Raw genomic sequence first — 24,745 nt, forward strand, 5'->3', positions numbered from 1 at the left:
TATTCTGCAAAATGGGTAAATGGCGAGCGGGCTTATAAAAAAGCGCATAAAGGAGAAATGATTGATGCTGGAACTAAATCAATAGAGATTTTATCTTTTATAGTAGAGAAAATCGAAATGCCTAATGTTTTTTTCAGAATCGAATGCAGTAAGGGCACATATATCCGGTCGATTGCAAACGATTTTGGAGAGAAGCTAAAAAGCGGTTCACATCTTACATCCCTCTGTCGAACAGCGATTAACAAATCGAAACTTGAAGACGCTATTTCCGTTCAAACATTTGAATCGATGTTGGATAAACAATTTCCAGAAATCGAGGCAGAGTAGAAGCTTTAGATACGGGATTTCAATGGTTAATTATTAATAAAATCCTTATATTCGCGCCTCGCTATTTTGGCACTAATTGGTTAATAAAATAAGACCTAATGAAGTTATCGAAGTTTAAATACACTTTCCCTGAAAAACTAATCTCAGAATATCCTAATCCTGACAGAGATCAATCAAGATTGATGGTATTAAATAGAAAAGAGCAAACTATTGAACACAAGAAGTTTGAAGATGTTCTAGACTATTTCAACGAAGGAGACGTAATGGTTTTAAACAATACGAAAGTATTTCCTGCTCGATTGTATGGTAACAAAGAGAAAACCGGAGCTAAAATTGAAGTTTTCTTACTTCGAGAACTAAACAGAGAAAGTAAGCTTTGGGACGTTTTAGTTGATCCAGCTAGAAAGATTAGAATTGGTAATAAATTATACTTCGGCGATGATTTATTAGTAGCGGAGGTAATCGATAATACGACATCAAGAGGTAGAACTTTAAGATTCTTATTTGACGGACCGTACGAAGAGTTCAAAGAAAGAATCAATGAATTAGGTGAAACACCTCTTCCAAAATATATCAAAAGAGAATCTGAGCCTGAAGATGTGGAAAGATATCAAACTGTTTATGCAGAAGTAGAAGGAGCTGTGGCGGCACCAACTGCAGGATTACATTTCAGTAAGCAGTTATTAAAGAAATTAGAGATTAAAGGTGTTGACTTTGCAAAAGTTACTTTACACCCAGGATTAGGTTCTTTTAGAAATGTTGAGGTGGAAGATCTTACCAAGCATAAAATGGAATCGGAAGAAGTGCAGATAACACAAGAAAATGCGGATCTTATTAACTCTGTCGATAAACGAACTCATAGAGTTTGTGCAGTAGGTACAACTACAATGCGAGCTGTCGAAAGTTCAGTATCTACAGAAGGTACTTTAAAACCTTACGATGGTTGGACTCATAAATTCATTTTCCCTCCTTATGAATTCAGTATTGCGAATGCAATGATCACTAACTTCCATATGCCAGAATCTACTCTATTGATGATGGTATCGGCATTTGCTGGTTATGATTTTGCTATGAAAGCTTACAAGCTAGCAATTAAAGAAAAATATGGCATGTTCTCTTATGGAGATGCTATGTTAATCATTTAATTAAAATATGGAGAAAGTAGTTCTTATAGTTGCTGGAGGTGAAGGGCAACGCATGAACTCTTCTATCCCAAAACAATTTCAAGAATTACAGGGTTTACCTATACTGATGCATTCTATTAATGCATTCGATACATACGATTCCAGTATTAGAATCATACTTGTATTAAATCGAAAATACGATGCGCATTGGCAAACGCTCTGTCAAGGGCATGTATTCAACGTCAAACACGAAATTATTTTTGGTGGTGCCAGCAGATTCGAATCAGTAAAGAATGGATTGGCAGCTATAAAAGGGGATGTTTTAATTGCCATTCATGATTCTGTTCGTCCATTGGTTTCTCAAGAAACTATATCATCTGTATTTGACACGGCAGTAGAAAAAGGAAATGCAGTTCCTTGTATTCCCTTAAACGACTCTATTCGAATACAAGATAAAGATGGAAATGAGGCAAAAGATCGCTCGTCATTTGTATTAATTCAAACACCTCAATGTTTTAAAAGCGATCAACTGCTTAATGCATACGATGTAATTCCACAGGAAGAGTTTACGGATGATGCAAGTGTTGTAGAGGCTAAAGGACATGCTATTAACCTCGTTGATGGAAATTATGAGAACATCAAGATAACACTACCAAAAGACTTTCTGATCGCTAATGCTTTGCTTAATAGAGCTTAGTTACCTTACTCTTCGAATTCAATTTATTGTCTTCCTCTAGCCCCGAAATCAAATTAATACCAGGAGTTTTACCAACTTCTAAAGTGCCCAGTTGATTTTCTAAACCAAGATATTCTGCCCCATTTTTACATCCCCAATTAAGAAGGCTCTCGATAGATACATCCTTGTAGTATTTAGATATTGTCTTCATTTCATCCAATATCGAAAGCGAATAATTAGATGCTATACTATCTGTTCCCAAAGTAATTCTTACCCCAGCATCTTCGAACATATATATATCCGGAAGCGCCCTTTCTATATACCAATTTGCATTCACACACATGCACCAGTATAAATAATCCGACTTGCTCTCAGCAAATTGAAGATCTTCTAAATTGGTAAATGTATTGTGAACCAGAAGTAGATTATTCTCTGAAGCCATATTCCTGATTGAAGTCTCTATGGATCTCTTACCTGTACTCTTCCATGATGACACCTCAGCACCTAACTTCTTCTTCATCTCCATCAAATTACCTGTACCTTCTAAGAACATTTCGTTTTCAGCATCACTCTCTTGATTATGAATAGTCATAGGGAAATAAGCACCATTCGCAATGTCCATAATTTCCTCAAATAATGCTTTTGAAACCGAATAGGGTGAATGTGGGGCTATCGACCAACCTAGATCTAGAGTCATTAATTCTCTGGATAAAACCTTAGCTCCATCGATAATAGCCTTCGCGTAATCTGGATTAAATCCATACAACTCAATAAAAGTATGGAAGCTAATCTTGCTCTTCTGCTTTTCTGAAAAAGAAATATTTGTGTTCGAAATATCACCAACGGCAACAATACCGTTCTCTATCATCTCAATATTAGCCATTTTAATAGCATCTAACTTTACCTCATCAGATGCTTGTTTAAATTCCTCCACTGACAAGATAAATTCAGCAATTCCCAGACCCTCCTCAACTTTACCTTTGAGGTAAGATAATTCCAAATGACAATGTGTATTAATAAACCCCGGCGTAATAACTCCATCGAAAACCTCTATATCATCAACCCCTTCTCTATTGTTAAGAATATCGTTTATTGATCCATCTTCATGCACAACTACAACCCCTTCAGAAATAGGATTACCGGTTAAAGTATAAATGTAATTGGCTGATAATTTCCTCATTGTTTCAAAAGTAAGACATGTACTTTAGAAATCGATAAAATCGTACTTTTGACCGATGTCCGACAGTAAGAATACAGTTAAAGAAATAAAGGCACCCGTTGTGGAGCACATGAAGGAATTTGAAGTAAAATTCAAAGACTCCATGAAAAGTAATGTAGCATTACTCGACAAAATCACACATTATATTGTAAAGAGGAAAGGCAAGCAGCTTCGACCCATTTTTGTATTTCTTTGCGCGAAAACTGTCGGGTCAATCAACGACTCTACTTATCGCGCAGCATCTCTAATAGAATTACTTCATACGGCCACACTAGTTCACGACGATGTAATCGACGACTCCAACGAGCGACGTGGATTTTTCTCTATAAATGCGCTATGGAAAAACAAAATCGCCGTTCTAGTTGGTGACTATTTACTTTCGAGAGGTCTCCTTCTATCAGTGGATAACGAAGATTTCGAATTGTTAAAAATAGTATCTACAGCAGTTAGAGAAATGAGTGAGGGCGAATTATTACAGATTGAAAAAGCCAGAAATTTAGATATCAAAGAACCAGTTTATTTTGATATCATCACAAAGAAAACCGCTTCCTTGATCGCATCTTGTTGCGCATGTGGAGCATCATCCTCAAGTGGAAAAAGAGAAGACGTAGAACGAATGCAAGAATTTGGTTTACTAACTGGTATCGCTTTTCAGATAAAAGATGACTTATTCGACTACGGTTCTTACGAGGATATTGGTAAGCCAACTGGGATCGACATTAAAGAAAGAAAAATGACCCTTCCATTAATCCATGCTTTAAACACAGCCAACAAAGCGGACAAAAAGAGAATCATCAATATTATTAAGAACTACAACACGAACAGAACTAAAGTTAAAGAAGCCATAGATTTTGTAAATGAGAGTGGTGGAATTGCTTACGCAGAAAAGAAGATGCACGAGTATAAGGACAAAGCTCTTGAAGTTCTTTCTTCCTTCCCTGAGAGCGAGTCCAGAACATCTCTGGAAAAACTCGTACGCTATACAGTAAATAGAAAAAAATAAATCTAATTGCTCGATCAACAACCAACTAGTTTGGTAATTGATTATCTTAGAAACCCCCAATTTATTTTAACAGAACTTAATGATACCAAAGGAAACCATTGATAAAATCTTTAATACCTCACGGATTGAAGAGGTAGTTGGTGATTTTGTTCAATTGAAGAAAAGAGGTGTTAACATGATTGGAAACTGTCCTTTTCATGATGAGAAAACTCCATCCTTTACGGTTTCTGTAGCGAAAGGTATTTATAAATGTTTTGGTTGTGGCGAAGGTGGAAATTCGGTCAATTTCATCATGAACCATGAAAACTGCACTTACCCAGAAGCACTTCGACACCTCGCTAAAAAATACAACATCGAAGTAGAAGATAGAGACCAGACTCCTGAAGAGGTTCTTAAACAGACTGAACGTGAAGGCCTTTTCATCGTAACAAATTTTGCGAATACCAATTTTCAAGAAAACCTTCACAAAACAATAGAAGGCAAGTCTATTGGCTTAAGCTACTTCAAAGAAAGAAAACTGAACGATGAGATGATCGAAAAGTTCGAGCTTGGTTATTGCATGGACTCTTTTGACGCTTTTACTAAGACTGCTCTTAAGGCCGGTTACAACTTAGATAACATGGTTAAGACAGGTCTCACCATCTCTAAAGAAGAAAGGAGCTTCGATAGATTTAAAGGAAGGGTGATGTTCCCTATCCATAATCTAACCGGAAAGGTATTAGGGTTCGGGGGAAGAACTCTAAAAAATGATAAAAAGGCCGCGAAATATGTAAACTCTCCTGAGAGTGATATCTATTCTAAGAGCAAGGTCCTTTATGGAATGTACTTCGCAAAAAAGTCAATTATAAATAACGATTTATGTTATTTGGTAGAAGGATATACAGATGTTATCTCTCTTCACCAAGTAGGTATTGAAAATGTAGTTGCTTCCTCTGGTACTTCTCTAACAGTGGAACAAATTGGCCTTATAAAGAGATTTTCTAATAATATCACAATGCTTTTTGATGGAGATACAGCGGGAATAAAAGCTTCATTTAGAGGAATTGATATGATCTTAGAGCAAGGTCTAAATGTGAAAGTGGTGACTTTCCCAGAAGGTGAAGATCCTGATTCTCAGGCAAAAAAATTAGGCAATGAAGGAATGAAAGACTTCATTTCTAGTAACAGCAAGGATTTTGTTCTTTTCAAATCGAAATTATTATTAGAAGGAAACGAAAATGATCCTGTTGCTAAAGCTGGAGTGATAAAGGACATTGCTAGTACAATTTCCATTATACCGGATAGGATTATTAGGGAAGAGTACATTAAAATGTGCTGGAACGTTTTAGACGTTGAACAGGAAACCCTTTTCACGGAAGTAGCAAAAATAAGACGTAACAAGTTCATGTCCTCTCGACAGTCGAATGAAAGAGATCACTACGAAGAAGTTGTAGACTTACGTCCTAAGAGAGCGCCACAAGCAAAAGAAAGCTCATTTTCATCCGAGTATCAAGAAAAAGATTTAATGAGAATATTGGTTAACTACGGAGATAAACACATCCATTTCTTCGACTTGAACGAGGACGGCGAAGAAGAAGAAACTGTTTATCGAATTGCCGATTACATCATAAATGACCTACAAGAAGATGGTATCATTTTTAAGCCTAAAGGCTATCAGATGATTATCCAAGAATACGAAAAGGCATTAGCGGAAGGTAAAGACCTACCAACCGAACAATTCTTTATTCAACATAAAAACAAGGATGTAGCATCTACTATCGTGGACTTATTGTCTTCGGCATACGCATTAAGTAAAAACTGGGAAGAACGTCATCAAATCGTTGTGAGTACAGAGGAAATAGCACTTAAGAAAGCCGTTGTTAACTCGATTAATTCGCTTAAGATGAAACAGGTTGAAGCTCTGATATTAGCCAATCAAGAAAAAATGAAAGAACCATCTAGTTCTGAAAATATTGAAGACCTCCTGAAAACCCAAATCCTCTTATCAGAAGCCCAAAAGCAAATATCTGCTGAGCTCACTAGGGTGATAATTAAGTAGTCTCAAACTGCATATCCTTTACATTCATTTGCAGGGTAACCTTGCCTAACCATTCGTTTTCTTCAATATTATAACATACATCAAATGGTTTCTGACTCCTAACTTTATTTAGATGTAGACCTTGGTTGAACCCAATTGCCCCAAAAGAATTCTTCTTATTGTCGGGTTCAAACAAATTCATCTTTAAATGTATCTCCCCTACTTTTCGTGCATCGCCACTATCTTTAACGCCAGCCGTTTTAAAAACCGGACTAGCATTCCCTGGTCCAAAAGGAGCAAACTGTTTTAATATGCGATAAAACTTCTCTGATATCTTTTCTAGATTTATTTCAGAATCGATAACAACCTCTTCGGTTAACATATGTTCTTCGATTTTAGAGCTTACCTCATTTTCAAACTTGGCGATAAAAGCATCCAAGTTTTCTCGCTTAAGAGATAAGCCAGCAGCATACTTGTGACCGCCATATTGCTCTAGCAATTCCGAACAAGAACTAATTGCCTCGTGGACATCAAAGCCTTTTACACTCCTTGCAGATCCAACACAAAATCCATTTGACTCGGTTAAGATAATCGTTGGCTTGTAATGCTTTTCGATTACCCTAGATGCAACGATACCAACAACTCCTTTATGCCAATTCTCTTGAAATAATACCGTCGATCTATTGTCAACCTTCCCCTCTTCCGCAATCATTGCTAGTGCTTCAGCCGTAATCGACTTATCTAAATCCCTTCGATCAGTATTATTAATATTGATTTGAGCACAATAGCCCTCGGCCTCCTCCATCGTCGTAGAAGTCATTAATTGAACTGCTAATCTTCCGCTTGTTATTCTTCCTGCTGCATTAATCCGAGGTGCTATTACAAAAACAACATTCCCCACATTAATAGGTCGACGAACATTATTCGTATTCAATATTGCCTTAACTCCAATTCGGGTATTGTCGTTTATTTCTTTCAAACCATGAAAGCACAAAATTCTATTCTCATCAACAATTGGCACAATGTCGGCTGCTATCGCTATCGATACCAAATCCAAATAGACATGTAGTTTCTCAAAAGAGATATCATTCTTGATTGCATAAGCCTGTATCAGTTTAAATCCGACACCAGCCCCGCATAATTCTTCAAATGGATAATTACATTGCGGTCTCTTGGGGTCTAACAATGCAACTGCTACAGGAAGTTCTTCTCCAGCCAAATGATGGTCACAAACAATAAATTCTACTCCCTGCTCTTTAGCATAAGCGATTTCTTTGATGCTTTTAATTCCACAATCTAAACAGACAATTAATGTATAGCCATTATCTCTTGCATAGTCTATGCCTATTTGAGAAATGCCATAGCCTTCTTTATATCGATCTGGAATGTAATAATTGAGTTGTGCTAAATTATCCGAATAAACAGATCTCAAAAAGGAATACATCATAGAAACAGCAGTGGTACCATCCACATCGTAATCTCCATAGACTAAAATTTTCTCATTACTCTGAATGGCTGTTTGCAATCTCTCTACCGCAATATCCATATCCTTCATCAAGAACGGATCATGAAGATCGTTAATGCTAGGGCGAAAAAAATTCTTGGCCTCTTCAAATGAATTTACCCTCGTTGTACCAAAAGGTTAGCCAACACCGAATCAATCCCTAATTCAGTCTTTAGTAAATCAATGGTTTCTTGATTACCAGGTTCCTTTATTGTCCAACGTTTAGCCATAATATTCTTTTGAGATGTGATCTATAAAAATAGAACAAGTGACTCAACGATTTAGTCATGTTACCTATAATCCATCAACAAAAAAAGCGTGATCTATTTCTAGATCACGCTTTTTTTGTTGATTTCAGAATCAATTATTTCTTAATCTCTTCTTGCATTCTGATAGACTCGCTATGTATTTTTTGATACATCTCTTTGGTGAATTTCTCATCTAATCCAAGAGCCTTTCCTAAAGAAACTCTTTTCTCAACGATCTCTTCCCATCTACTCATTTGAAGAATTGTTACTTCATTGTCTCTCTTGAATTCGCCAATTTTCTGAGCGATTTTCATTCTAGTAGAAAGTTTTTGCACGATCTCTTCATCTAACTCATCAATGTCTTTTCTAAGAATCGCCAATTGATCTGTAAATTCTTGATTGTCTGAAGACGTTTCTCTTACTTTCAATTCATTCAAAATTTCACCTAATCTCTCTGGAGTTACTTGCTGAGCAGCATCACTCAATGCAACACTTGGTTGAATATGAGTTTCTATCATCAAACCATCTAGATCTAAATCCAACGCTTTTTGCGAAACGTAAGGAATCAAATCTCTGTTACCAGCAATGTGACTTGGATCGTTGATAATAGGAATTTGTGGATAATTTCTCTTCAACTCAATTGCCATGTTCCATCCTGGGATGTTTCTGAACGGAGACTTCTCTGCAGATGAGAACCCTCTGTGTATAGCACCTATCTTAGTAATACCAGCTAAGTTGATTCTTTCCATAGCACCTAACCACAACTGGTAATCAGGATTAATCGGGTTCTTAATCAATACAGGAATATCAACACCTTTCAATGCATCAGCAATTGCTTGTACAGAAAAAGGATTAACCGTTGTTCTTGCACCAATCCAAAGGATATCTACACCATGCTTTAAACAAAGCTCAACATGCTCTGGAGTTGCTACCTCTGTAGTAGTTAACAAACCCGTTTCTTTTTTAGCTTTCGCTAACCATTCTAAACCTATTTCACCAATTCCTTCAAAACAATTTGGTCGAGTTCTTGGTTTCCAGATTCCAGCTCTTAAAACATCTACTTTTCCTAAAGCTGCTATTTCACGACAAGTAGATAATACTTGTTCTTCATGTTCTGCGCTACATGGTCCTGCGATAATTAGAGGCTCCTTTACATTTGGAAGCCATTCGCTCATTGGTGTAATATTCAATTCCATTCTTTCTAATTGTTATTTATTCCGTTTAATATTTTCTTGATGCCATTCGCATCCTCCATCATTTCTTTCAACTTCTCCTCCTCGCCATTGTCCATCATTTCTTTTACTCTAGTAAGGTGCTCAATGTAAGTTCCTAATGCTTGAGAAACATTCTTCGCATTTTGCCTGAAAATAGGCCCCCACATCTCGGGTGAACTCTTTGCTAGCCTCACGGTAGACTCAAATCCGCTACCAGCGAGGTCAAAAATAGTCTTTTCATCCTTCTCTTTGTCCAAAACCGTAGTACTCAATGCAAACGAGCTAATGTGCGACAAATGCGATACATAAGCCATGTGTAAGTCGTGCTCCTCGGCCGACATGTGCACAACACGCATATTAAGAGAAGAGTACATTGACTCTACCCGTGAGAGTAAGGTTTGGTCAGCTTTCTCCGCCTCGCAGATAATCGTTACTTTTTCGTTAAAGAGATTCGGGATTGCCGCATCTGGACCAGAGAATTCTGTACCTGCAATTGGATGAGCTGCAACGTAATTCTTTCTGTTTGGATGATTAGATATCGATTCACAAATTCCTGCTTTGGTAGATCCCATATCCATGATTACTGTTTCTCCCGAAATAGTATCCAGCGCATCTTTTAAAACTATTCGAGCTGCGTCTACCGGAATAGCTAATATCACAAGATCACAAGAAGTAACCATTTCATTTAAAGAAGATACTTTGGATATGAGTCCTAGTTCAAGTGCTCTATTTGCATTCGTGTCATTGGAATCCATACCAATTACACTCGAAGCAACACCGTTCTTTTTCAAACTTATTGCAAGCGAACCGCCTATTAAACCTAAACCAATAACTCCTACTTTCATGCTACAGTAGTTTACTTTCCATTACTTTTTTTATTCTTCCAAGCGCTTCTTGTAATACTACAGTACTACTACAAAGCGAAATTCTTACATACCCTTCTCCTTTCGATCCGAATATAAATCCAGGCGTAATAAACACATTTGCCTCTTGTAAAAATACATCTACAAACTCTTCAACATCTTTTACATCTACTCCTACTTTAGCCCAAACAAACATCCCAACTTGATCTTTATCAAAAGAGCAACCAATAGTCTCTAATATTTCCCAAGCTGTTTCTCGTCTCTCACGGTAAACGTCATTTCTGTCAGAATGCCAAGCTTCACTATTATTCAAAGCCTCCACAGCTGCTTTTTGTAACGGAAGAAACATGCCCGAATCCATATTTGATTTAACCTTTACAATCGTATTAATGTACTCTGAATTACCAGAAACCCATCCTATTCTCCAGCCTGCCATGTTGTGCGACTTGCTTAATGAATTCAATTCAATAGCAACTTCTTTTGCTCCTGTAAAAGATAAAATGCTTTTTGGTGGGTCAACATTAAGTACCAAACTGTAAGGATTATCATTACAGATTAATATTTGATGCTTAGCACCGAAGTCAATCAGTTTTTCAAAAACCTCATCAGATGCTGCCGCTCCAGTTGGCATATTAGGGTAGTTAACCCACATTATTTTCACTTTCGATAAATCCAATTGCTCTAATGCCTCAAAATCTGGAGCCCAATTGTCGTCCTCATTAAGAGCGTATTCAATAATCTCTGCTCCCACCAATTTACTCACCGAAGAGTAAGTCGGATAACCCGGATTAGGTATTAATACCTCATCTCCATCATTCAAAAATGCCATTGAAATGTGCATGATTCCTTCTTTGGATCCAATGAGTGGAAGTATCTCATTAACTAGATTAATCTCCGCTCCAAATGTTAATTTATACCAGTTCGCTATGCCTTCTCTTAATTCATTTATACCTCTATAAGGTTGGTATGCATGATTCTTAGAATCCTTAGCCGCATCAATAAGTGCATTAACGGTTGCTTCGGAAGGAGCCAAATCTGGACTTCCAATCCCTAGATTCAAAACGTTCAATCCACTTGAGCGCATCTTAGCTATCTCTTGCAACTTTGTAGAGAAGTAGTACTCCTTCACATCGTTTAGCCTATTTGCTTGATTAATAATCATGACGTTGCATCTATTTTAAAATCTGCATGCACATATTCTCCCAACACACTTAAATTGGCCACCATGCCTTCCAATTTATTTATCGTTTGTCTGTAGTTTTCTTCATCATCCCAAAGCAAATCCAAAATAAAAGTGAATTCAAATGGTTTCCCAATAATCGGAATTGACTGAATTTTACTAAGGTTTATTCCATTGTCGTTGAAGATGCTTAACACACTAGCAAGACTTCCAACTTCATGTAATAATTCGAAATGCAATGACGTCTTATTTGCTCCATCAATCTTACCTTGTTTATCCTTCTTCAACACAAGGAAACGAGTATAATTGAGCTTATTCGTCTCTATATTCCTTTGAATAATAGAAAGGCCATAAGCCTTTGCAGCTTGCTCACTAGCAATAGCAGCGGAGTCCATCAAGTTATCCTCTTTAATAGCCTTTGCAGATCCAGCAGTATCTTGAACATCCATAACCTTAAAGTGCTTAAAGCCATTTAAGAATTTAGCACATTGTGCTATTGCAATCGGATGCGACATCACAAACTTCAAATCCTTAATCTCTACATTTTCTTGTGCCATTAAGCACATTTGAATGTGGTGGTTCATCTCTCCAATAACATGCAATCCATATTCCTGAAGCAAGCTATAATTAGGCAAAAGAGTTCCAGCCAATGTATTCTCAATTGCCATAACAGCGGCATCGCAATCATCGTTCTTTAAGGATTCACATACGTCGCGAAACGTATCGCATTCATCTACTTCAATGTCGTTACCAAAATATCTTCTAGCAACGATATCGTGAAATGACGCCTTTACTCCTTGTATCGCTATTTTAATTTTCTTACTCACTTACTTATAAAAAAAAATCCCACTCGCTGTATGCGACCGGGAACATCTGGATGATTAGTTGGTACTACTTCTCCTTCAGATCCCGGTTTGGGTTCCGTAGTAATAAAAGAAGTAAAAAGTGTTACCGTTATTCATCATTTCTCTTTTTAATTGAGAGCTCGCAAAGAAACACCTTTTAATTTTATTAAACAAATTGCTTACAAATCCAACAGAATCGTGTTTCTGTTAATTTATTAGGATCGTCCTATTCCACATGATAAGAAGATATTGAGATAGATTCTACTTCCTTATTTTCAACATCAATGTATGTAGTGTTAGAAACACTTGTATAAGCAAAAAGGCCTGTCTCAGAATCTACCGGGTAAGCTGCACCTTCATAAATAGATCCATCCATTGTTGTAACACTGAAATCAACAGCAGCAAAGGTGATATGTATTTCACCCACATTATGAAAATCGTAGTTTACCGTAAGGAATTTTGCCCATTCTGTAGTATAAGCCTGCTGCGTACCAGATACAACTACACCTGCCTTTATTGGCTGAAGTAAAATAGTATCTATCTGTACAACTGTGTCTCTAATTGTAATTGTATCAAATACCGTAATTGTTTCTGGCCCTTCTGATTTCTTCTTTTTACATCCAAAAAAAATAAGTAACCCTAATATCGCTACTACTGGAAAAAAATATTTCATACTGCTTTTTTAAATCTCTATAAAGATAATGATTAATCACGCTTAGAATAAGTCGTGAAGATTAGTTCAGTAACTTTTCAATAGTTGTCTCTAATTCTTTCGGTTCAATTACTGATGAGAAGCGATTAAAAATCGTGCCATCTAATGAAATTAAAAACTTTGTAAAATTCCATTTGATGGGCTCCTCCCCATTATTTGTTAATAGATTATAAATTGGATGGGCATTTTCCCCATTCACCTCAATTTTTTCCATGAGTTGAAAAGTAACACCATTGTTATCAAAATAACATTTTGCCACTGTCGCATTAGATTCAGGTTCCTGTTCTCCAAATTGATTACATGGGAAACCAAGTATTACTAATCCTCGCTCCTTATATTTTGTATTAAGTTCTTCAAACGCATTCAGCTGTTTCGTATACCCACACTTTGAAGCCGTATTGACGATCAAAACAACTTTCCCTTGAAAGTCAATCATCTTAAGATTGTCTCCTTCCGCTGAGGCTACATCCAGCTTATACCATTCACTAGCATCCATATTTTGTTTTGTTATCGTATTACAACTAGAAATTACAGCTAACAGCAATACTAATAATAATTTCATACTGATGGCTTTTTTATTATCGAACTTCTACCGATGATGTAACTACCAACCTCTTTCATACAAGCTATGTTTAATGGAAATATAATATGCAACATAGCAAAACCATAAAGAACCAAATAGCCTACTTCATAATCATAGATCGACAACCCAACTAACGATACCCACAGCAAAACTATCAGCGCAATTTTAGACCTTGAGATATTACGATTCCAGCCAATTAAAGAGGTTTTTGAAAACCAATTGAGGTAATGGTAGGTGTAACTAAAAGCAATAAAAATTTGAAGTTTAACTGCACCTGACGTTAATGGAATAAATTGAGCATTCTGCATAACACTCAATCTCTCTCCGATAAATGTGATGAACTGAAAATTGCGAACTGTCGACATTGCTTCTACCGTTTTTTCTCCTAGATAATTAGTTGGATCTATAGGAAACAACCAAATAATAATTGGGATCAACAGCAATACGCCGATTGCAACCATACCTAATTTACTCTTTGATTTAATTGTACCAGCTATCATAAACAACATGGTAAATAAATAGACATGTATTATTGTAGGAAGAAAAATACCCACCATTAAGTAGGAAAACAGAACATATTTCGTGATCAATTTACTTAACACCACACTAATAATTAAGAAAGCAATAAGATATTTAAGCTTTTTAAAATAGATTAATCCAATAGCGAAAAAGAAAGTACTTAGCAATAAAATATCGGTGTTTTGCTTTAGCCCATTAATTAAAAGAGCCACCATAGGTATACTCCTAACTTCTTCAAAAATTGGGAGAAATAGGAAAGCTGGAAATGCAATCGCGAAAGTAACGGCTGCCATATACCGGATCTATTTTCGGTCTTTGATAAAGTAATCGTGTTCGTTAAGCCAACTTATTTCTGTGATATAATGTATAGGACCTAGAACAGCATAGGTAAGTAAGAATAAGTGAAAAGGCACGATGAATGCTACAACCAATGAGGCAATCATCAAACTGAGATTTAGTACTTCAACGCGTTGAGAATTCAACAGATAATATTTTAAGAATTTTTCTTTCCTTCAACAACCAAAACGATTTCACCCTTAACCTTCTTGACTTCAAAATGAGCTAGTAAATTTGGCAGAGTATCCGTTACTTTCTCTTCATACAATTTAGACAACTCTCTACATACACAAGCTTTTCGTTCCTCCCCAAAGTATTCAATAAATTGAGTTAGCGATTTAATTAGTCTATGTGGAGATTCATAAAATACCATTGTTCGCGTTTCCTCGGCAAGAAATTTTAAACGGGTTTGTCGACCTTTTTTCACCGGCAAAAAGCCTTCAAAACAAAACTTATCTGCAGGCAAACCAGAATTTACTAAAGCCGGAATAAGAGCTGTGGGGCCAGGTAAACATTCTACCTCTACACCTGCATCTACACATGCTTTTGCCAATGAAAATCCTGGATCTGATATTATTGGCGTTCCGGCATCCGTAATTAATCCTATTACATCTCCAGACTTAATAGCCTCAACTAAATTCTCTGCTGTGTGGTGTTCGTTATGCATGTGATGCGCAACCATCCTCTTCTTAATATCCAAATGCTTTAGCAATTTTCCACTATGCCGAGTATCCTCAGCTAAAATGTAATCTACCTCCTTAAGCGTTTTTATCGCACGAAGGGTGATATCGTCAAGATTTCCGATGGGAGTTGGAATAATAAATAATTTTCCCATTGCTATAGATTAAACGTAACGACGATCTATTAAACCTTTAAACTTGATTGTTGATTCGGCTTCTGAATCCCAATTGTGTTCGGTTGCTAAATAAGTATTCACGTAATCAATTGCTTCCCTCTTCTCGGCCAAGCTATCTAAATGCTCTATTGAGTTATTGTATTTTTCTTTATCTCCGCTAAATAATTCACTAATAAAAACAAAGGAATCATTTAAGTCGATACTCTTAGCTATACTCAAAATGGACTTACTCTGTAGCTTATCTACAACCGAATTAGAAGAGTTATCACCTTGTATTTTTTCATGAAGAGACTTACCATTGGAGCTGACCTCTTTTTCAACTTCAGAAATAATCTCACTTAACGCCTCTTTTACTACATCTTGAGTTGGCTCTTCTTTACTTTCTACAACTTCCTCTAATGCTTCTCCAGCTTCTTCATTTATTTCTTTTTGATCTGTCTCCGCGATAACGTCCAGAATATTTTCAATTATAGAATCTGTTACAATTTCAACTTTAGGCTGAAGTTCATCTGACTTCTGAATTATCATATCCATCCTTGCTTTAATTTCAGCAAGAACATTCGCATCAATATTCAGATCTTTAACAATAATTTCGCTACACAGTTCACCCATTTTATTGGATGCTACATAAAGCTCTTGAATTAGCTCTTTATTACTCATTTTATTCGATTCAGAAAGGGACAGATTACAATAGCCTTACGCTATTTTCGTTAAATTTAAAGTCTAATTTGGTATTAATTAAATTACCAAACGAGAAGTAATTAACAATTAGTCTATATACTCTCAGAAAGTTTTTTCTTACTAATGAATCGTACTAAACCTTATTCCATTTTTGATGTCGCAAAGATGATGGATGCGGTATGTCATGGAGAAGAAAAAATTGACATTGTCAATCTCACGTTTGATAGTAGAAAAGTTGTTCTTCCCTCCGCCTCACTCTTTTTTGCATTAGAAACGGCGAAAAGCAATGGACACAATTACATTGAAAGTTCATATATAAAAGGAGTCCGCGGATTTGTGGTTTCCTCTCTACCAAAGGATTTAGAGAATTATCCCAACAGTGTTTTTCTAAAAGTTGATAATACATTAGAAGCGCTTCATAAGCTAACTCAAGTCCATCGGGATAATTTTAATTTACCTGTAGTTGGTGTTACCGGAAGCTATGGTAAAACGATTGTTAAAGAGTGGATAAATCACTTATTAGATACTGCTCTAAACACGGTAAGAAGTCCCAAAAGCTACAACTCGCAAATAGGTGTACCCATCTCGATTTGGAATATTTCTGAAGCGCATCAAATTGGAATATTCGAAGCAGGTATTTCTCAGTCAAATGAGATGGATCTCTTGGAAAGAATAATTCGACCTACAATTGGTGTTTTCACCAACGTCGGTAAAATGCATGAAGAAAATTTCTCTAATACTTCGCAACAAATTCAGGAGAAGCTCCAACTTTTTAAGAATACTGAAACAGTAATCTATTGTAAAGATCATATCGAAATAGAGAAAGCAATTTCAAATAGAAAAAATACTTTTTCATGGAGTACTTTAGGAGAGGCCACTCTATCATTCGTTAACACGAGCATTGGTGAAAACAAGACTATTATATCAGGAATATACGATGAGCAAGCCATTGAAATCACTGTTCCCTTTATCGATCCAAGTTCAATAGAAAACGCAATTCATTCTTGGTGTGTCGCAATTTATTTGAATTTGGACTCCTCAACAATAAAAGAAAGGATGATTTCTCTTCCTTCTGTTGCGATGAGGTTACAATTGAAGGAGGGTATTAATAATTGTTCTATCGTAAACGACAGTTACAATCTGGATATTAACTCCCTCAACATCGCGTTAGATTTTCTAAATCAACAGAACCAACATCCAAAAAAAGTCGCTATTCTGAGTGATATAAGGTGTACATCCAAAGATGAAGAACAAATATATAAAGAGGTGGCTTCGTTGCTTAATGGAAAGGGAATCGACAGATTAATTGGAATAGGTGTAGCAATTTCTCGTTATGAGAACCTGTTTAACTGTCCTTGTGAATTTCATACAAGCACAACACAGTTCTTAAAAGATATTGATCTCAATATTTTTAATAATGAAACCATTTTGCTCAAAGGCGCTTTCAATTTTTCATTTAGTAAAATAGAAAAAGTCCTTCAGCAGAAAACCCATAACACCATTCTTGAAATAGACCTTAATGCCGTAACAAACAATCTTAACTACTTCAAGGCATCACTTAAACCAAAGATCAAATTAATGGTTGTGGTAAAGGCATTCTCATATGGAAGCGGCAGTTTCGAGATTGCTAATATTCTTCAGTATCACAATGTGGATTATCTCGCCGTGGCATATGTTGACGAGGGAGTAGAACTCAGAAAAGCAGGAATTAGAATTCCCATTATGGTGATGAATCCTGCAAATGACAGTATAAACGTAATGGTAAATTACAATCTTGAGCCAGAGATTTACAGCTTAAAAACATTGAATGAACTGATTACATACTCAACGAACAGTGTCACTTTCTCTATCCCAATTCATATAAAGATTGATTCGGGTATGCACCGCCTGGGGTTTGAAGAAAAAGATACCGCTGAATTGATAGCAATACTTCAAAATCATCCGGAGCTAGAAGTGAAATCAATATTCTCTCACCTAAGTGGAAGCGACGATGAAAAATTAGACGATCATTCCAAAACACAATATGAGTTATTCGACAAAATGTCTTCTCAATTGAAGAAGCATCTGGGTGGCGAAATTATTAGACACATTTTGAATACGAATGGCATCGTTCGTTTTCCAGAATATCAACTTGACATGGTCCGACTCGGGATGGGATTACATGGTATTTCTAACCATCCAATTGCAAAGAAAAACCTCTTGCCAACAAGTAGTTTAAAGAGCTCCATCTCTCAAATTAAACGAGTCTCGTCTGCTGATAAAGTTGGTTATGGCACAAATGGATTATTAAAAAGAGATACTACACTTGCAACGATTCCTATTGGTTATGCCGACGGGCTGCGCAGAAGTTTTGGAAAAGGAAAAGGTAATATGTTTGTGAACGGCAAACTAGCTCCAAGTATAGGTGATGTTTGCATGGACATGACCATGATTGATATAACAGAAATAGACGCCAATGAAGGTGATGAAGTAGAAATTTTCGGACCCAACTTATCTATACTAAAATATTCTAGTGCAATGGATACAATACCTTATGAAGTATTAACCGATATTTCGAGAAGAGTGAAACGCGTATATTACCAAGAATAATTATGATTAAACTTTCGGTAGTAATAATAACTTATAACGAGGAGAGGAACATTGAAAGATGTATTGACTCGGTTATAAATATCGCCGATGAAATCTTAATTATTGATTCCTTTTCTACCGATAAGACAAAAGAAATATGTGAAGCAAAGGGAGTTCGTTTTCTTCAAAACAAGTTTGAAGGCCACATAGAGCAAAAGAATTTCGCATGGACCCAAACCGAATTCGATCACATATTATCTATCGATGCGGATGAAGCCGTAACTCCAATGTTGCGAAAATCTATCGCTGAAGTTAAAAATTACTGGACCGAAGAAGGATATGAAATAAATCGCCTGAACAATTACTGTGGAACATGGATAAAGACTTGTGGCTGGTATCCGGATACCAAATTGAGACTTTTCAAAAAATGGAAAGGTTGTTGGCAAGGAACAAATCCCCACGATAGCTTTAAGTTACACGATAACAAAAAAGCGGGTTGGTTGCAAGGCGATCTATTGCACTACACTTACCACACAGTCGAAGACCATAAAGAAAGGATACAATACTTTGCCCAAATTGCGGCAAAAGAAATTATTAAAAAAGGGAAGAGAACACATACACTCAAATTAATCCTCAATCCTCTTTCCAAATTCTTTAAATCCTATATCGTTAAGCTAGGATTCATGGATGGCTATAAAGGGTTTCTTATTTCATTTTATGCTGCAAAAGGAACATATCTGAAATATAAATTTTCCCGAGCACAGAAATAATTATACCGGTTTCTTGTACCCTAGAAGAAGAAAGCTAGCTAAGAAACCAAAATAGGTAGATCCAGCCTGGACTGAGAAAGTATCTTCAAATAACATAGAGACACAAACAGTAATAATTAGAAATGTAAACAGAGGTGCCCTTTCTCGTATTCCAATCTTAAATAATTGTATAAAACAGAAAGTAACCAACATTAAACCAACCAAACCTATTTGGATAGCTATTGTTAAATATTGGTTGTGCGCTGGCAATTGCCATCTACTCTTCAGCACTGAATTATCCAACTCATATTGATCAAGTATTTCATGATGCGCATCTCCTACTCCTACCCCAAAAAATGGATTCTTTTTCACTACATGAAGAGCATTTCTCCAGTATTCAAGTCTTTGGGTTAATGAATGTCCACTTGGGTTACCTCCATTCAAATACGCTTCAAACTGCCATTTTATATTGTACCACCTTTTCCTGAAACCTCCATTTTCGGTAAACAGATAATTTGTGAAGCCAGCTTCTATATTCTTTATATCAAGATCAGATAATTTAGAAACCCCAATAGAATCCTTTCTTAATCCTCTAGAGGATAAATATCGAATCAACACAGGCCTAATTCGAGATCCAGAAGAAGACAAGTCGTTGATATCAAGCTTGCTTTTTTGTCCCCATTCTTTTTGCAATTCACCCATCGCAATATAATTCCCTACAAAAGCTCCATTCTCGAATATGGCTGTTTTTTTATTATGCATATACCGTTCTCCCGACTCTGAATACTTATCTAATTTATCCCAGTCAATGCCTGTTTTAAACTTAAAGCTGTTATACTGGATTCCGGCAAATATTAACGCAGAAACGGGAATCATAACTACTAAACTTATAGCTACAATTCGCAATTGTTGGTTCTTAATAACCTTAGAATAGAATAATCCCGCCGAAACCAATCCAACTCCTATCATTAGAAACCCTGTTACGGACTCAAGCAGAGTTAAGAAATACAGCAGCCAAATAATACATCCGAAATACAACGATTTGTACAAAGCCATTTTTGACTTAACTAAATAATAAACCAACATTGATATTGCGGTAATGATCATCAAACTCAATCGGATATGCGAAATGAACAACGATATCTTACGTGCCCCCACAGCCTGATCAAATAATATTCCCAAGTAAGAAAACATTCCAAGCATGGTAACAAAAACAACAGTTGCAATAGATATACCTGACAAAAAGTTGAACTCCTTTTTATCCAAAGGGATTGAAGAACCTATAATTATTGACATCAGAAAAACCGGTAACATTGTCCGCATGATGTTTACTCCCCTACCTATATCTTCGGTGTGAAGAAAACCGAGAAAACAAATACAGAAAATAGCTGCCAGGTATTTAGCTCCCTGTCTATTCCAGAACTTTGATAATCTTTCTAGATAATTAAATTCCAGAATCCAATTAGCCAACAGTAATATCTGGCCTACACTCATTAAAAATTTAGAGGAAGGCAGGCCTATTATTACTATAAATAGGCCTAGTAAGTATGTCTTTCGATGGATGTTTTGCTTACTTAACAATTGGTACACGAATTTATCGTCTCTTTAAAACGATTTTATAGAAGGGATATTACTTCTTCTCTTCTGTGTTTGAAACTGTAAGAATATCAGAGTACTTCTTTTTATTCTTTAATGTAGCAATCGCTACTTCAATCTCATTATCTACTAACAAGGTAGATTGAATCCTACCCTTTTGATACAAGTACCTCGAAACAATTTCTTGATTTATAAACTCAGAAATTTCTTCCTTATGTATTAGTAAATCTTGAGACTTATCTCTGATCAAAATTTTTCGAAGACCTTCAAATTCTGTTTTAACAGCTTCATAAGCTTCTTCCTTTTTCGCTAATTCCTCCAATTCTTCAATCAAATCAGCGCTCTCCGAATCATAATCATACTCTTTATCCTCAAGAAATTTTTCGAACGCCTTGTAATCTTCATCCGATATAGTAAAATTACTTTTCATATTATCATTCTGATGTCCGTAATAATACTCTGTTGCAAAATCAAAGATTAATTGATTACCAACTATACTCTTTATAACATTGCTATACTTCGGGACCACAATATTAATATCTGGTTCTATTCCTCCTCCATCAAAAACAGATCTACCTCCAACGGTTTTAAATTCTGTCATCAAAGAATCTGCAATACGCCCAGCACTTCCATCGTCATTTCTATTTGAGTAATCTAGAGCCTGTATACATCTTCCACTTGGGGTATAATATTTGGCAGTAGTTACTTTAAGTTGGCTATTATAACTAAGAGGTCTTGTTGTTTGAACTAGTCCTTTTCCAAAACTTCTTTGTCCAATTACTATTCCTCTATCTAAATCCTGAACAGTTCCAGCAACAATTTCAGATGCTGAAGCAGAACCTCTACTTATTAGTACTACCAATGGGATTTCAACGTCCATTGCCATATTTAACGCACGATATGACTTATCCCATTCTTTAACTTTACTTCTAGTATTGAGAATTTCTTCTCCCTTCTCAATGAAAATATTGCATACATCGATGGCCTCTCTTAACAAGCCACCTGGATTATCTCTTAAATCAAGAATCATGTACTTAATATCTTGCTCTTGTAACTTAGTGAACGCGGCAACAATATCATCCGACGCTTCGGGTGTGAAACTGTTCAATTTAATATAACCTACATCCCCATCCATAACACCAGAATGCGGTACCGATCCTATTTTAATTTCTTCTCGAGTAATCTTAAGCTCTAGCAACTCTTTCTGACCAAATCTCTCAACCCTAACTTTAACATCCGTGCCCGGTTGTCCTTTTAACATTGAACTAACAATAGTGCTATTCTTAGATTTTATCGATTCTCCATCTACCTCCACTATAACATCACCTGCTTTTAAACCTGCTTTATCTGCAGCAAACCCTTCATAAGGATCAGCAATCATAATGTATTCATCTTTCTTCCGAATTAGTGCCCCAATCCCTCCATACTGTCCAGTGGTAGCAATCTTATAATCTTCAATATCTGATTCGGGTATATAACTTGTATAGGGATCCAAAGACTTCAGCATTGCGTCGATTCCCTTCTTCATTAAGTCTCCAGGATTGGTCTCGTCGACGTAATAAATATTGAGTTCTCTAAAAAGGGTGGCGAATATATCTAAGTTCTTAGAGGCTTCGAAATACACATCTACAAACGAATATGAAAAAACCGATGCGCAAAAGATAAAAAGTACTACTAGCTTGTTTTTAATGTTCTTCATTTTAAAATTTTATATCCTGATTGCAATTTTTATTCCTAAATCTTACTTAACCGGATCGTAACCACTGCCTCCCCATGGATGACAAGAACTGAATCTTTTTATTGTTAATCCTAAACCTTTAATCGGACCATGTTTATTAATGGCATCAATGCTATATACCGAACATGTAGGACTAAATCTACAAGAGGGAGCAAAAAAAGGAGATATTAAAAACTGATAAGCCCTCACGATTAAGATTAAAAGAATACTAAGTATTTTTCTCATGCTCCACCACTAAACGTTCTAAAGTTAAAACTATTTTACGTTCAACGTGCTCGTAAGTTGGGACATTATTATCTAAATAAATCAACATTAAGGCACACTTGACACCCTTTGGTTCAAGATAATCATATAGAATCGATTTATTCTTTCTATATGCCTCTTTAATTTTTCTTTTGATTGTGTTTCTATGAACAGCCTTCTTTACATTCCTTTTCGGAATGCTGATGCATATTTGCACAGGATAATCCGAATCGATCTCCGCATTCATCCAAAATAACCGAACTGAGTCTTGTCTAAAAGTCTGGTTTTTTTTAAAAACTTCGGATATAAGCTTCTTGCTTTTAAGCCTTTCTGATTTTTTAAAGGTTGCCCTTTTTCGTTTATCTAACATAGCTGCCAGATTTGTACTAATTAAGAAGTCTAATTACTTCTTATTAGAAGCGACTACAAATTTATCTATCGCCATAGTCATTGAAGGAGCATTTGGCATAGGTGCCTCAACATTTAGAGTAAGACCTGCATCCTTAGCCGCTTTTGCAGTTGTTGCTCCAAAGGTTGCAATACACGTTTTCTTCTGTTCGAACTCTGGAAAATTCTTAAACAACGATTTCACTCCAGATGGACTAAAGAAAACAAGCATATCATACTTAAGATCTGCCAAGTCTGATAAATCACTCGCTACAGTTCTATAAAGAATAGTATTGCTGTAATCTATTTCATTCGCTTTTAATATGTCTTGATACTCTTGCTTATGAATGTCCGAACAAGGCATAAGGAACTTATTATCCTTGTGCTTTTTAATTATGTCTATCAAATCATTGAAAGATGATTTGCCATAAAATATTTTTCTCTTTCTATATACAACGTACTTCTGCAAGTAGAATGCGGTAGATTCAGATATACAAAAGTATTTGAGCGTACTCGGAATAGGAATTCTCATCTCCTCAGATACTCTAAAGAAATGATCAACAGCGTTACGGCTTGTAAATATAATTGCGGTGTAATCCGAAATATTCAGCTTTGTTTGTCTAAACTCTTTGATTGAAACACCTTCAATGTGAATAAAAGGTCTGAAATCGATTTTCAGCTTGTGCTTATCGCCTAAATCAAAATAAGGTGATTTGTCTCCTTCGGGCTTTGGTTGCGATACCAGTATAGTTTTTACTTTCAAAATGCAGATATACTTTGTTGGTTTCTCTTTTTCTACTAATTCTCGAATTTGTTACTTTCTCCTTATCCCTTTCTAAACGCTGTCCTTAATCACTTTAGAAAGAACCACTAAGGGTAAAATTTCGAGGGTGCAAATATACAAAATAATATATAATAGAGACACACGATGGTCTACTCTACTTATACTATATCCCCGAAAAAGAAGGTAAAAGTAAAAGAAGACTATAATTCCTATTCCGAGGTAAATGAAAAGAACTGGATTGAAAAGATTAAAGAATGATATACCCACCAATACAGGTAACATCGCCAATCCTAAAACATTGTTTAATAAAAACAGGTTGAAGTTGCACTTTTCGAAAAGCTCTTCCGACTTAAATATTATACCTGTGACTCTTAATGTTAACGTTTTGACACTAAAAACTAGCGTTACAATTACCAGTATTTCTATATAGGATAATAAATTATCGTGTACAAAATGCATTTCGAAATGAAGTGCCGACTTAAAAAGAAAGAAAGAAATACAGAAAAGAAAAAGAATGTTAATGATAATAATCCCCGATCGATACAAGATATTCTCTTCCTTCATAAGAAGATTAGTTTGGGTAATACTTGCAAAAGCTCTTATAATCTGAGACACTTTTTTATTCCAAAAGATATTGATGACCGCTAAAGCAAACATCAGAACAACGACTAGAACTATTTCCCAAGTATGATTTCTTTCTAATCGCTCTATAGGAATAATATTAAGTAGAAGAACTAAATGGGAAATTGATTTTACTAGAAGTATACTCATAC

General features: G+C 35.9%; 23 protein-coding genes and 1 pseudogene. 7 read left to right on the forward strand and 17 right to left on the reverse strand.

What is annotated here, in order from left to right; genetic code table 11:
- The 3 genes from HRT72_01060 to HRT72_01070 form a co-directional block, all read left to right on the forward strand.
- Positions 1-327, forward strand: a 327-nt coding sequence (locus tag HRT72_01060; protein NQY66306.1) for a tRNA pseudouridine(55) synthase, incomplete at its 5' end; no start/stop codon positions are given.
- A gap of 98 nt (positions 328-425) precedes the next feature.
- Positions 426-1,472: a tRNA preQ1(34) S-adenosylmethionine ribosyltransferase-isomerase QueA gene (queA, locus tag HRT72_01065; GenBank protein NQY66307.1), complete on the forward strand. Its 1,047-nt coding sequence runs from the start codon at positions 426-428 to the stop codon at positions 1,470-1,472.
- 7 nt (positions 1,473-1,479) lie between these two features.
- Positions 1,480-2,148 (forward strand): 2-C-methyl-D-erythritol 4-phosphate cytidylyltransferase, encoded by a 669-nt coding sequence (locus tag HRT72_01070; protein ID NQY66308.1) that lies wholly within the window; start codon positions 1,480-1,482, stop codon positions 2,146-2,148.
- On the opposite strand, the gene HRT72_01075 is transcribed toward HRT72_01070, so the two are convergent.
- Positions 2,135-3,307, reverse strand: a complete 1,173-nt coding sequence (locus HRT72_01075) for an amidohydrolase family protein (GenBank protein NQY66309.1) — start codon at positions 3,305-3,307, stop codon at positions 2,135-2,137. The genes HRT72_01070 and HRT72_01075 overlap by 14 nt on opposite strands.
- Positions 3,308-3,362: 55 nt before the next feature.
- On the opposite strand from HRT72_01075, the gene HRT72_01080 reads away from it, so the two are divergent.
- Positions 3,363-4,349 carry a polyprenyl synthetase family protein gene (locus HRT72_01080; protein ID NQY66310.1) on the forward strand — a complete coding sequence of 329 codons (987 nt, stop codon included), beginning with the start codon at positions 3,363-3,365 and terminating at the stop codon, positions 4,347-4,349.
- A gap of 79 nt (positions 4,350-4,428) precedes the next feature.
- Entirely contained in the window at positions 4,429-6,387 is a 1,959-nt protein-coding gene (dnaG, locus tag HRT72_01085; GenBank protein NQY66311.1) for a DNA primase, read from the forward strand.
- Here the strand turns inward: dnaG and recJ are convergent.
- From recJ to HRT72_01135, 10 genes and pseudogenes are all read right to left on the reverse strand, one after another.
- Positions 6,380-8,100 (reverse strand): annotated as a pseudogene (recJ, locus tag HRT72_01090) (single-stranded-DNA-specific exonuclease RecJ). The gene dnaG and the pseudogene recJ sit on opposite strands and share 8 nt — an antisense overlap.
- A gap of 134 nt (positions 8,101-8,234) precedes the next feature.
- Positions 8,235-9,314: a bifunctional 3-deoxy-7-phosphoheptulonate synthase/chorismate mutase type II gene (locus HRT72_01095; protein ID NQY66312.1), complete on the reverse strand. Its 1,080-nt coding sequence runs from the start codon at positions 9,312-9,314 to the stop codon at positions 8,235-8,237.
- A 5-nt stretch (positions 9,315-9,319) separates the two neighbouring features.
- Positions 9,320-10,177, reverse strand: coding sequence for a prephenate dehydrogenase (locus tag HRT72_01100; protein NQY66313.1), 858 nt, complete (start codon positions 10,175-10,177; stop codon positions 9,320-9,322).
- 1 nt (position 10,178) lies between these two features.
- Positions 10,179-11,357, reverse strand: a complete 1,179-nt coding sequence (locus HRT72_01105) for an aminotransferase class I/II-fold pyridoxal phosphate-dependent enzyme (GenBank protein ID NQY66314.1) — start codon at positions 11,355-11,357, stop codon at positions 10,179-10,181.
- Complete coding sequence (locus tag HRT72_01110; GenBank protein ID NQY66315.1) at positions 11,354-12,202, reverse strand: prephenate dehydratase; 849 nt, start codon at positions 12,200-12,202, stop codon at positions 11,354-11,356. The genes HRT72_01105 and HRT72_01110 overlap by 4 nt, the downstream gene beginning before the upstream one ends.
- A gap of 244 nt (positions 12,203-12,446) precedes the next feature.
- Positions 12,447-12,893: a hypothetical protein gene (locus HRT72_01115; GenBank protein ID NQY66316.1), complete on the reverse strand. Its 447-nt coding sequence runs from the start codon at positions 12,891-12,893 to the stop codon at positions 12,447-12,449.
- A gap of 61 nt (positions 12,894-12,954) precedes the next feature.
- A complete protein-coding gene (locus HRT72_01120) occupies positions 12,955-13,428 on the reverse strand; it encodes a glutathione peroxidase (protein ID NQY66317.1) in 474 nt (157 codons plus the stop codon).
- A gap of 62 nt (positions 13,429-13,490) precedes the next feature.
- Positions 13,491-14,327, reverse strand: coding sequence for a hypothetical protein (locus HRT72_01125; protein ID NQY66318.1), 837 nt, complete (start codon positions 14,325-14,327; stop codon positions 13,491-13,493).
- Positions 14,328-14,527: 200 nt separating this feature from the next.
- Positions 14,528-15,205, reverse strand: a complete 678-nt coding sequence (rsmI, locus tag HRT72_01130) for a 16S rRNA (cytidine(1402)-2'-O)-methyltransferase (GenBank protein ID NQY66319.1) — start codon at positions 15,203-15,205, stop codon at positions 14,528-14,530.
- 9 nt (positions 15,206-15,214) lie between these two features.
- Positions 15,215-15,886: a hypothetical protein gene (locus tag HRT72_01135; GenBank protein NQY66320.1), complete on the reverse strand. Its 672-nt coding sequence runs from the start codon at positions 15,884-15,886 to the stop codon at positions 15,215-15,217.
- A gap of 144 nt (positions 15,887-16,030) precedes the next feature.
- Here HRT72_01135 and HRT72_01140 point away from each other — a divergent pair, with 144 nt between their 5' ends.
- Positions 16,031-18,496: a bifunctional UDP-N-acetylmuramoyl-tripeptide:D-alanyl-D-alanine ligase/alanine racemase gene (locus HRT72_01140; protein NQY66321.1), complete on the forward strand. Its 2,466-nt coding sequence runs from the start codon at positions 16,031-16,033 to the stop codon at positions 18,494-18,496.
- A gap of 2 nt (positions 18,497-18,498) precedes the next feature.
- On the forward strand, positions 18,499-19,245 hold the full coding sequence (locus tag HRT72_01145) for a glycosyltransferase family 2 protein (GenBank protein ID NQY66322.1): 747 nt from the start codon (positions 18,499-18,501) through the stop codon (positions 19,243-19,245).
- Here the strand turns inward: HRT72_01145 and HRT72_01150 are convergent, their stop codons facing one another.
- The 6 genes from HRT72_01150 to HRT72_01175 all read right to left on the reverse strand — a co-directional run bounded on the left by HRT72_01150 (position 19,246) and on the right by HRT72_01175 (position 24,743).
- On the reverse strand, positions 19,246-20,520 hold the full coding sequence (locus HRT72_01150) for an O-antigen ligase family protein (GenBank protein ID NQY66323.1): 1,275 nt from the start codon (positions 20,518-20,520) through the stop codon (positions 19,246-19,248).
- A gap of 334 nt (positions 20,521-20,854) precedes the next feature.
- Complete coding sequence (locus tag HRT72_01155; protein ID NQY66324.1) at positions 20,855-22,519, reverse strand: S41 family peptidase; 1,665 nt, start codon at positions 22,517-22,519, stop codon at positions 20,855-20,857.
- 42 nt (positions 22,520-22,561) lie between these two features.
- Entirely contained in the window at positions 22,562-22,783 is a 222-nt protein-coding gene (gene yidD, locus HRT72_01160; GenBank protein NQY66325.1) for a membrane protein insertion efficiency factor YidD, read from the reverse strand.
- Positions 22,767-23,171 (reverse strand): ribonuclease P protein component, encoded by a 405-nt coding sequence (rnpA, locus tag HRT72_01165; protein ID NQY66326.1) that lies wholly within the window; start codon positions 23,169-23,171, stop codon positions 22,767-22,769. The genes yidD and rnpA overlap by 17 nt, the downstream gene beginning before the upstream one ends.
- 33 nt (positions 23,172-23,204) lie before the next feature.
- Entirely contained in the window at positions 23,205-23,951 is a 747-nt protein-coding gene (locus HRT72_01170; protein NQY66327.1) for a uroporphyrinogen-III synthase, read from the reverse strand.
- A 72-nt stretch (positions 23,952-24,023) separates the two neighbouring features.
- The gene (locus tag HRT72_01175) at positions 24,024-24,743 is read right to left on the reverse strand and encodes a DUF4271 domain-containing protein (GenBank protein NQY66328.1); all 720 of its coding nucleotides are present in this window, start codon (positions 24,741-24,743) and stop codon (positions 24,024-24,026) included.
- Between the last annotated feature and the right edge of the window lie 2 nt (positions 24,744-24,745).

The sequence above is a fragment of the Flavobacteriales bacterium genome (assembly GCA_013214975.1).
GTDB lineage: Bacteria > Bacteroidota > Bacteroidia > DT-38 > DT-38 > DT-38.

Excerpts from the sequence above, each read along its gene's own strand:
- queA (NQY66307.1), top strand. The coding sequence starts at position 426 with ATGAAGTTATCGAAGTTTAAATACACTTTCCCTGAAAAACTAATCTCA.
- HRT72_01070 (NQY66308.1), top strand. The coding sequence starts at position 1,480 with ATGGAGAAAGTAGTTCTTATAGTTGCTGGAGGTGAAGGGCAACGCATG.
- HRT72_01075 (NQY66309.1), bottom strand. The coding sequence starts at position 3,307 with ATGAGGAAATTATCAGCCAATTACATTTATACTTTAACCGGTAATCCT.
- HRT72_01080 (NQY66310.1), top strand. The coding sequence starts at position 3,363 with ATGTCCGACAGTAAGAATACAGTTAAAGAAATAAAGGCACCCGTTGTG.
- dnaG (NQY66311.1), top strand. The coding sequence starts at position 4,429 with ATGATACCAAAGGAAACCATTGATAAAATCTTTAATACCTCACGGATT.
- HRT72_01095 (NQY66312.1), bottom strand. The coding sequence starts at position 9,314 with ATGGAATTGAATATTACACCAATGAGCGAATGGCTTCCAAATGTAAAG.
- HRT72_01100 (NQY66313.1), bottom strand. The coding sequence starts at position 10,177 with ATGAAAGTAGGAGTTATTGGTTTAGGTTTAATAGGCGGTTCGCTTGCA.
- HRT72_01105 (NQY66314.1), bottom strand. The coding sequence starts at position 11,357 with ATGATTATTAATCAAGCAAATAGGCTAAACGATGTGAAGGAGTACTAC.
- HRT72_01115 (NQY66316.1), bottom strand. The coding sequence starts at position 12,893 with ATGAAATATTTTTTTCCAGTAGTAGCGATATTAGGGTTACTTATTTTT.
- HRT72_01120 (NQY66317.1), bottom strand. The coding sequence starts at position 13,428 with ATGGATGCTAGTGAATGGTATAAGCTGGATGTAGCCTCAGCGGAAGGA.
- HRT72_01125 (NQY66318.1), bottom strand. The coding sequence starts at position 14,327 with ATGGCAGCCGTTACTTTCGCGATTGCATTTCCAGCTTTCCTATTTCTC.
- rsmI (NQY66319.1), bottom strand. The coding sequence starts at position 15,205 with ATGGGAAAATTATTTATTATTCCAACTCCCATCGGAAATCTTGACGAT.
- HRT72_01135 (NQY66320.1), bottom strand. The coding sequence starts at position 15,886 with ATGAGTAATAAAGAGCTAATTCAAGAGCTTTATGTAGCATCCAATAAA.
- HRT72_01140 (NQY66321.1), top strand. The coding sequence starts at position 16,031 with ATGAATCGTACTAAACCTTATTCCATTTTTGATGTCGCAAAGATGATG.
- HRT72_01145 (NQY66322.1), top strand. The coding sequence starts at position 18,499 with ATGATTAAACTTTCGGTAGTAATAATAACTTATAACGAGGAGAGGAAC.
- HRT72_01150 (NQY66323.1), bottom strand. The coding sequence starts at position 20,520 with ATGTCAATAATTATAGGTTCTTCAATCCCTTTGGATAAAAAGGAGTTC.
- HRT72_01155 (NQY66324.1), bottom strand. The coding sequence starts at position 22,519 with ATGAAGAACATTAAAAACAAGCTAGTAGTACTTTTTATCTTTTGCGCA.
- yidD (NQY66325.1), bottom strand. The coding sequence starts at position 22,783 with ATGAGAAAAATACTTAGTATTCTTTTAATCTTAATCGTGAGGGCTTAT.
- rnpA (NQY66326.1), bottom strand. The coding sequence starts at position 23,171 with ATGTTAGATAAACGAAAAAGGGCAACCTTTAAAAAATCAGAAAGGCTT.
- HRT72_01175 (NQY66328.1), bottom strand. The coding sequence starts at position 24,743 with ATGAGTATACTTCTAGTAAAATCAATTTCCCATTTAGTTCTTCTACTT.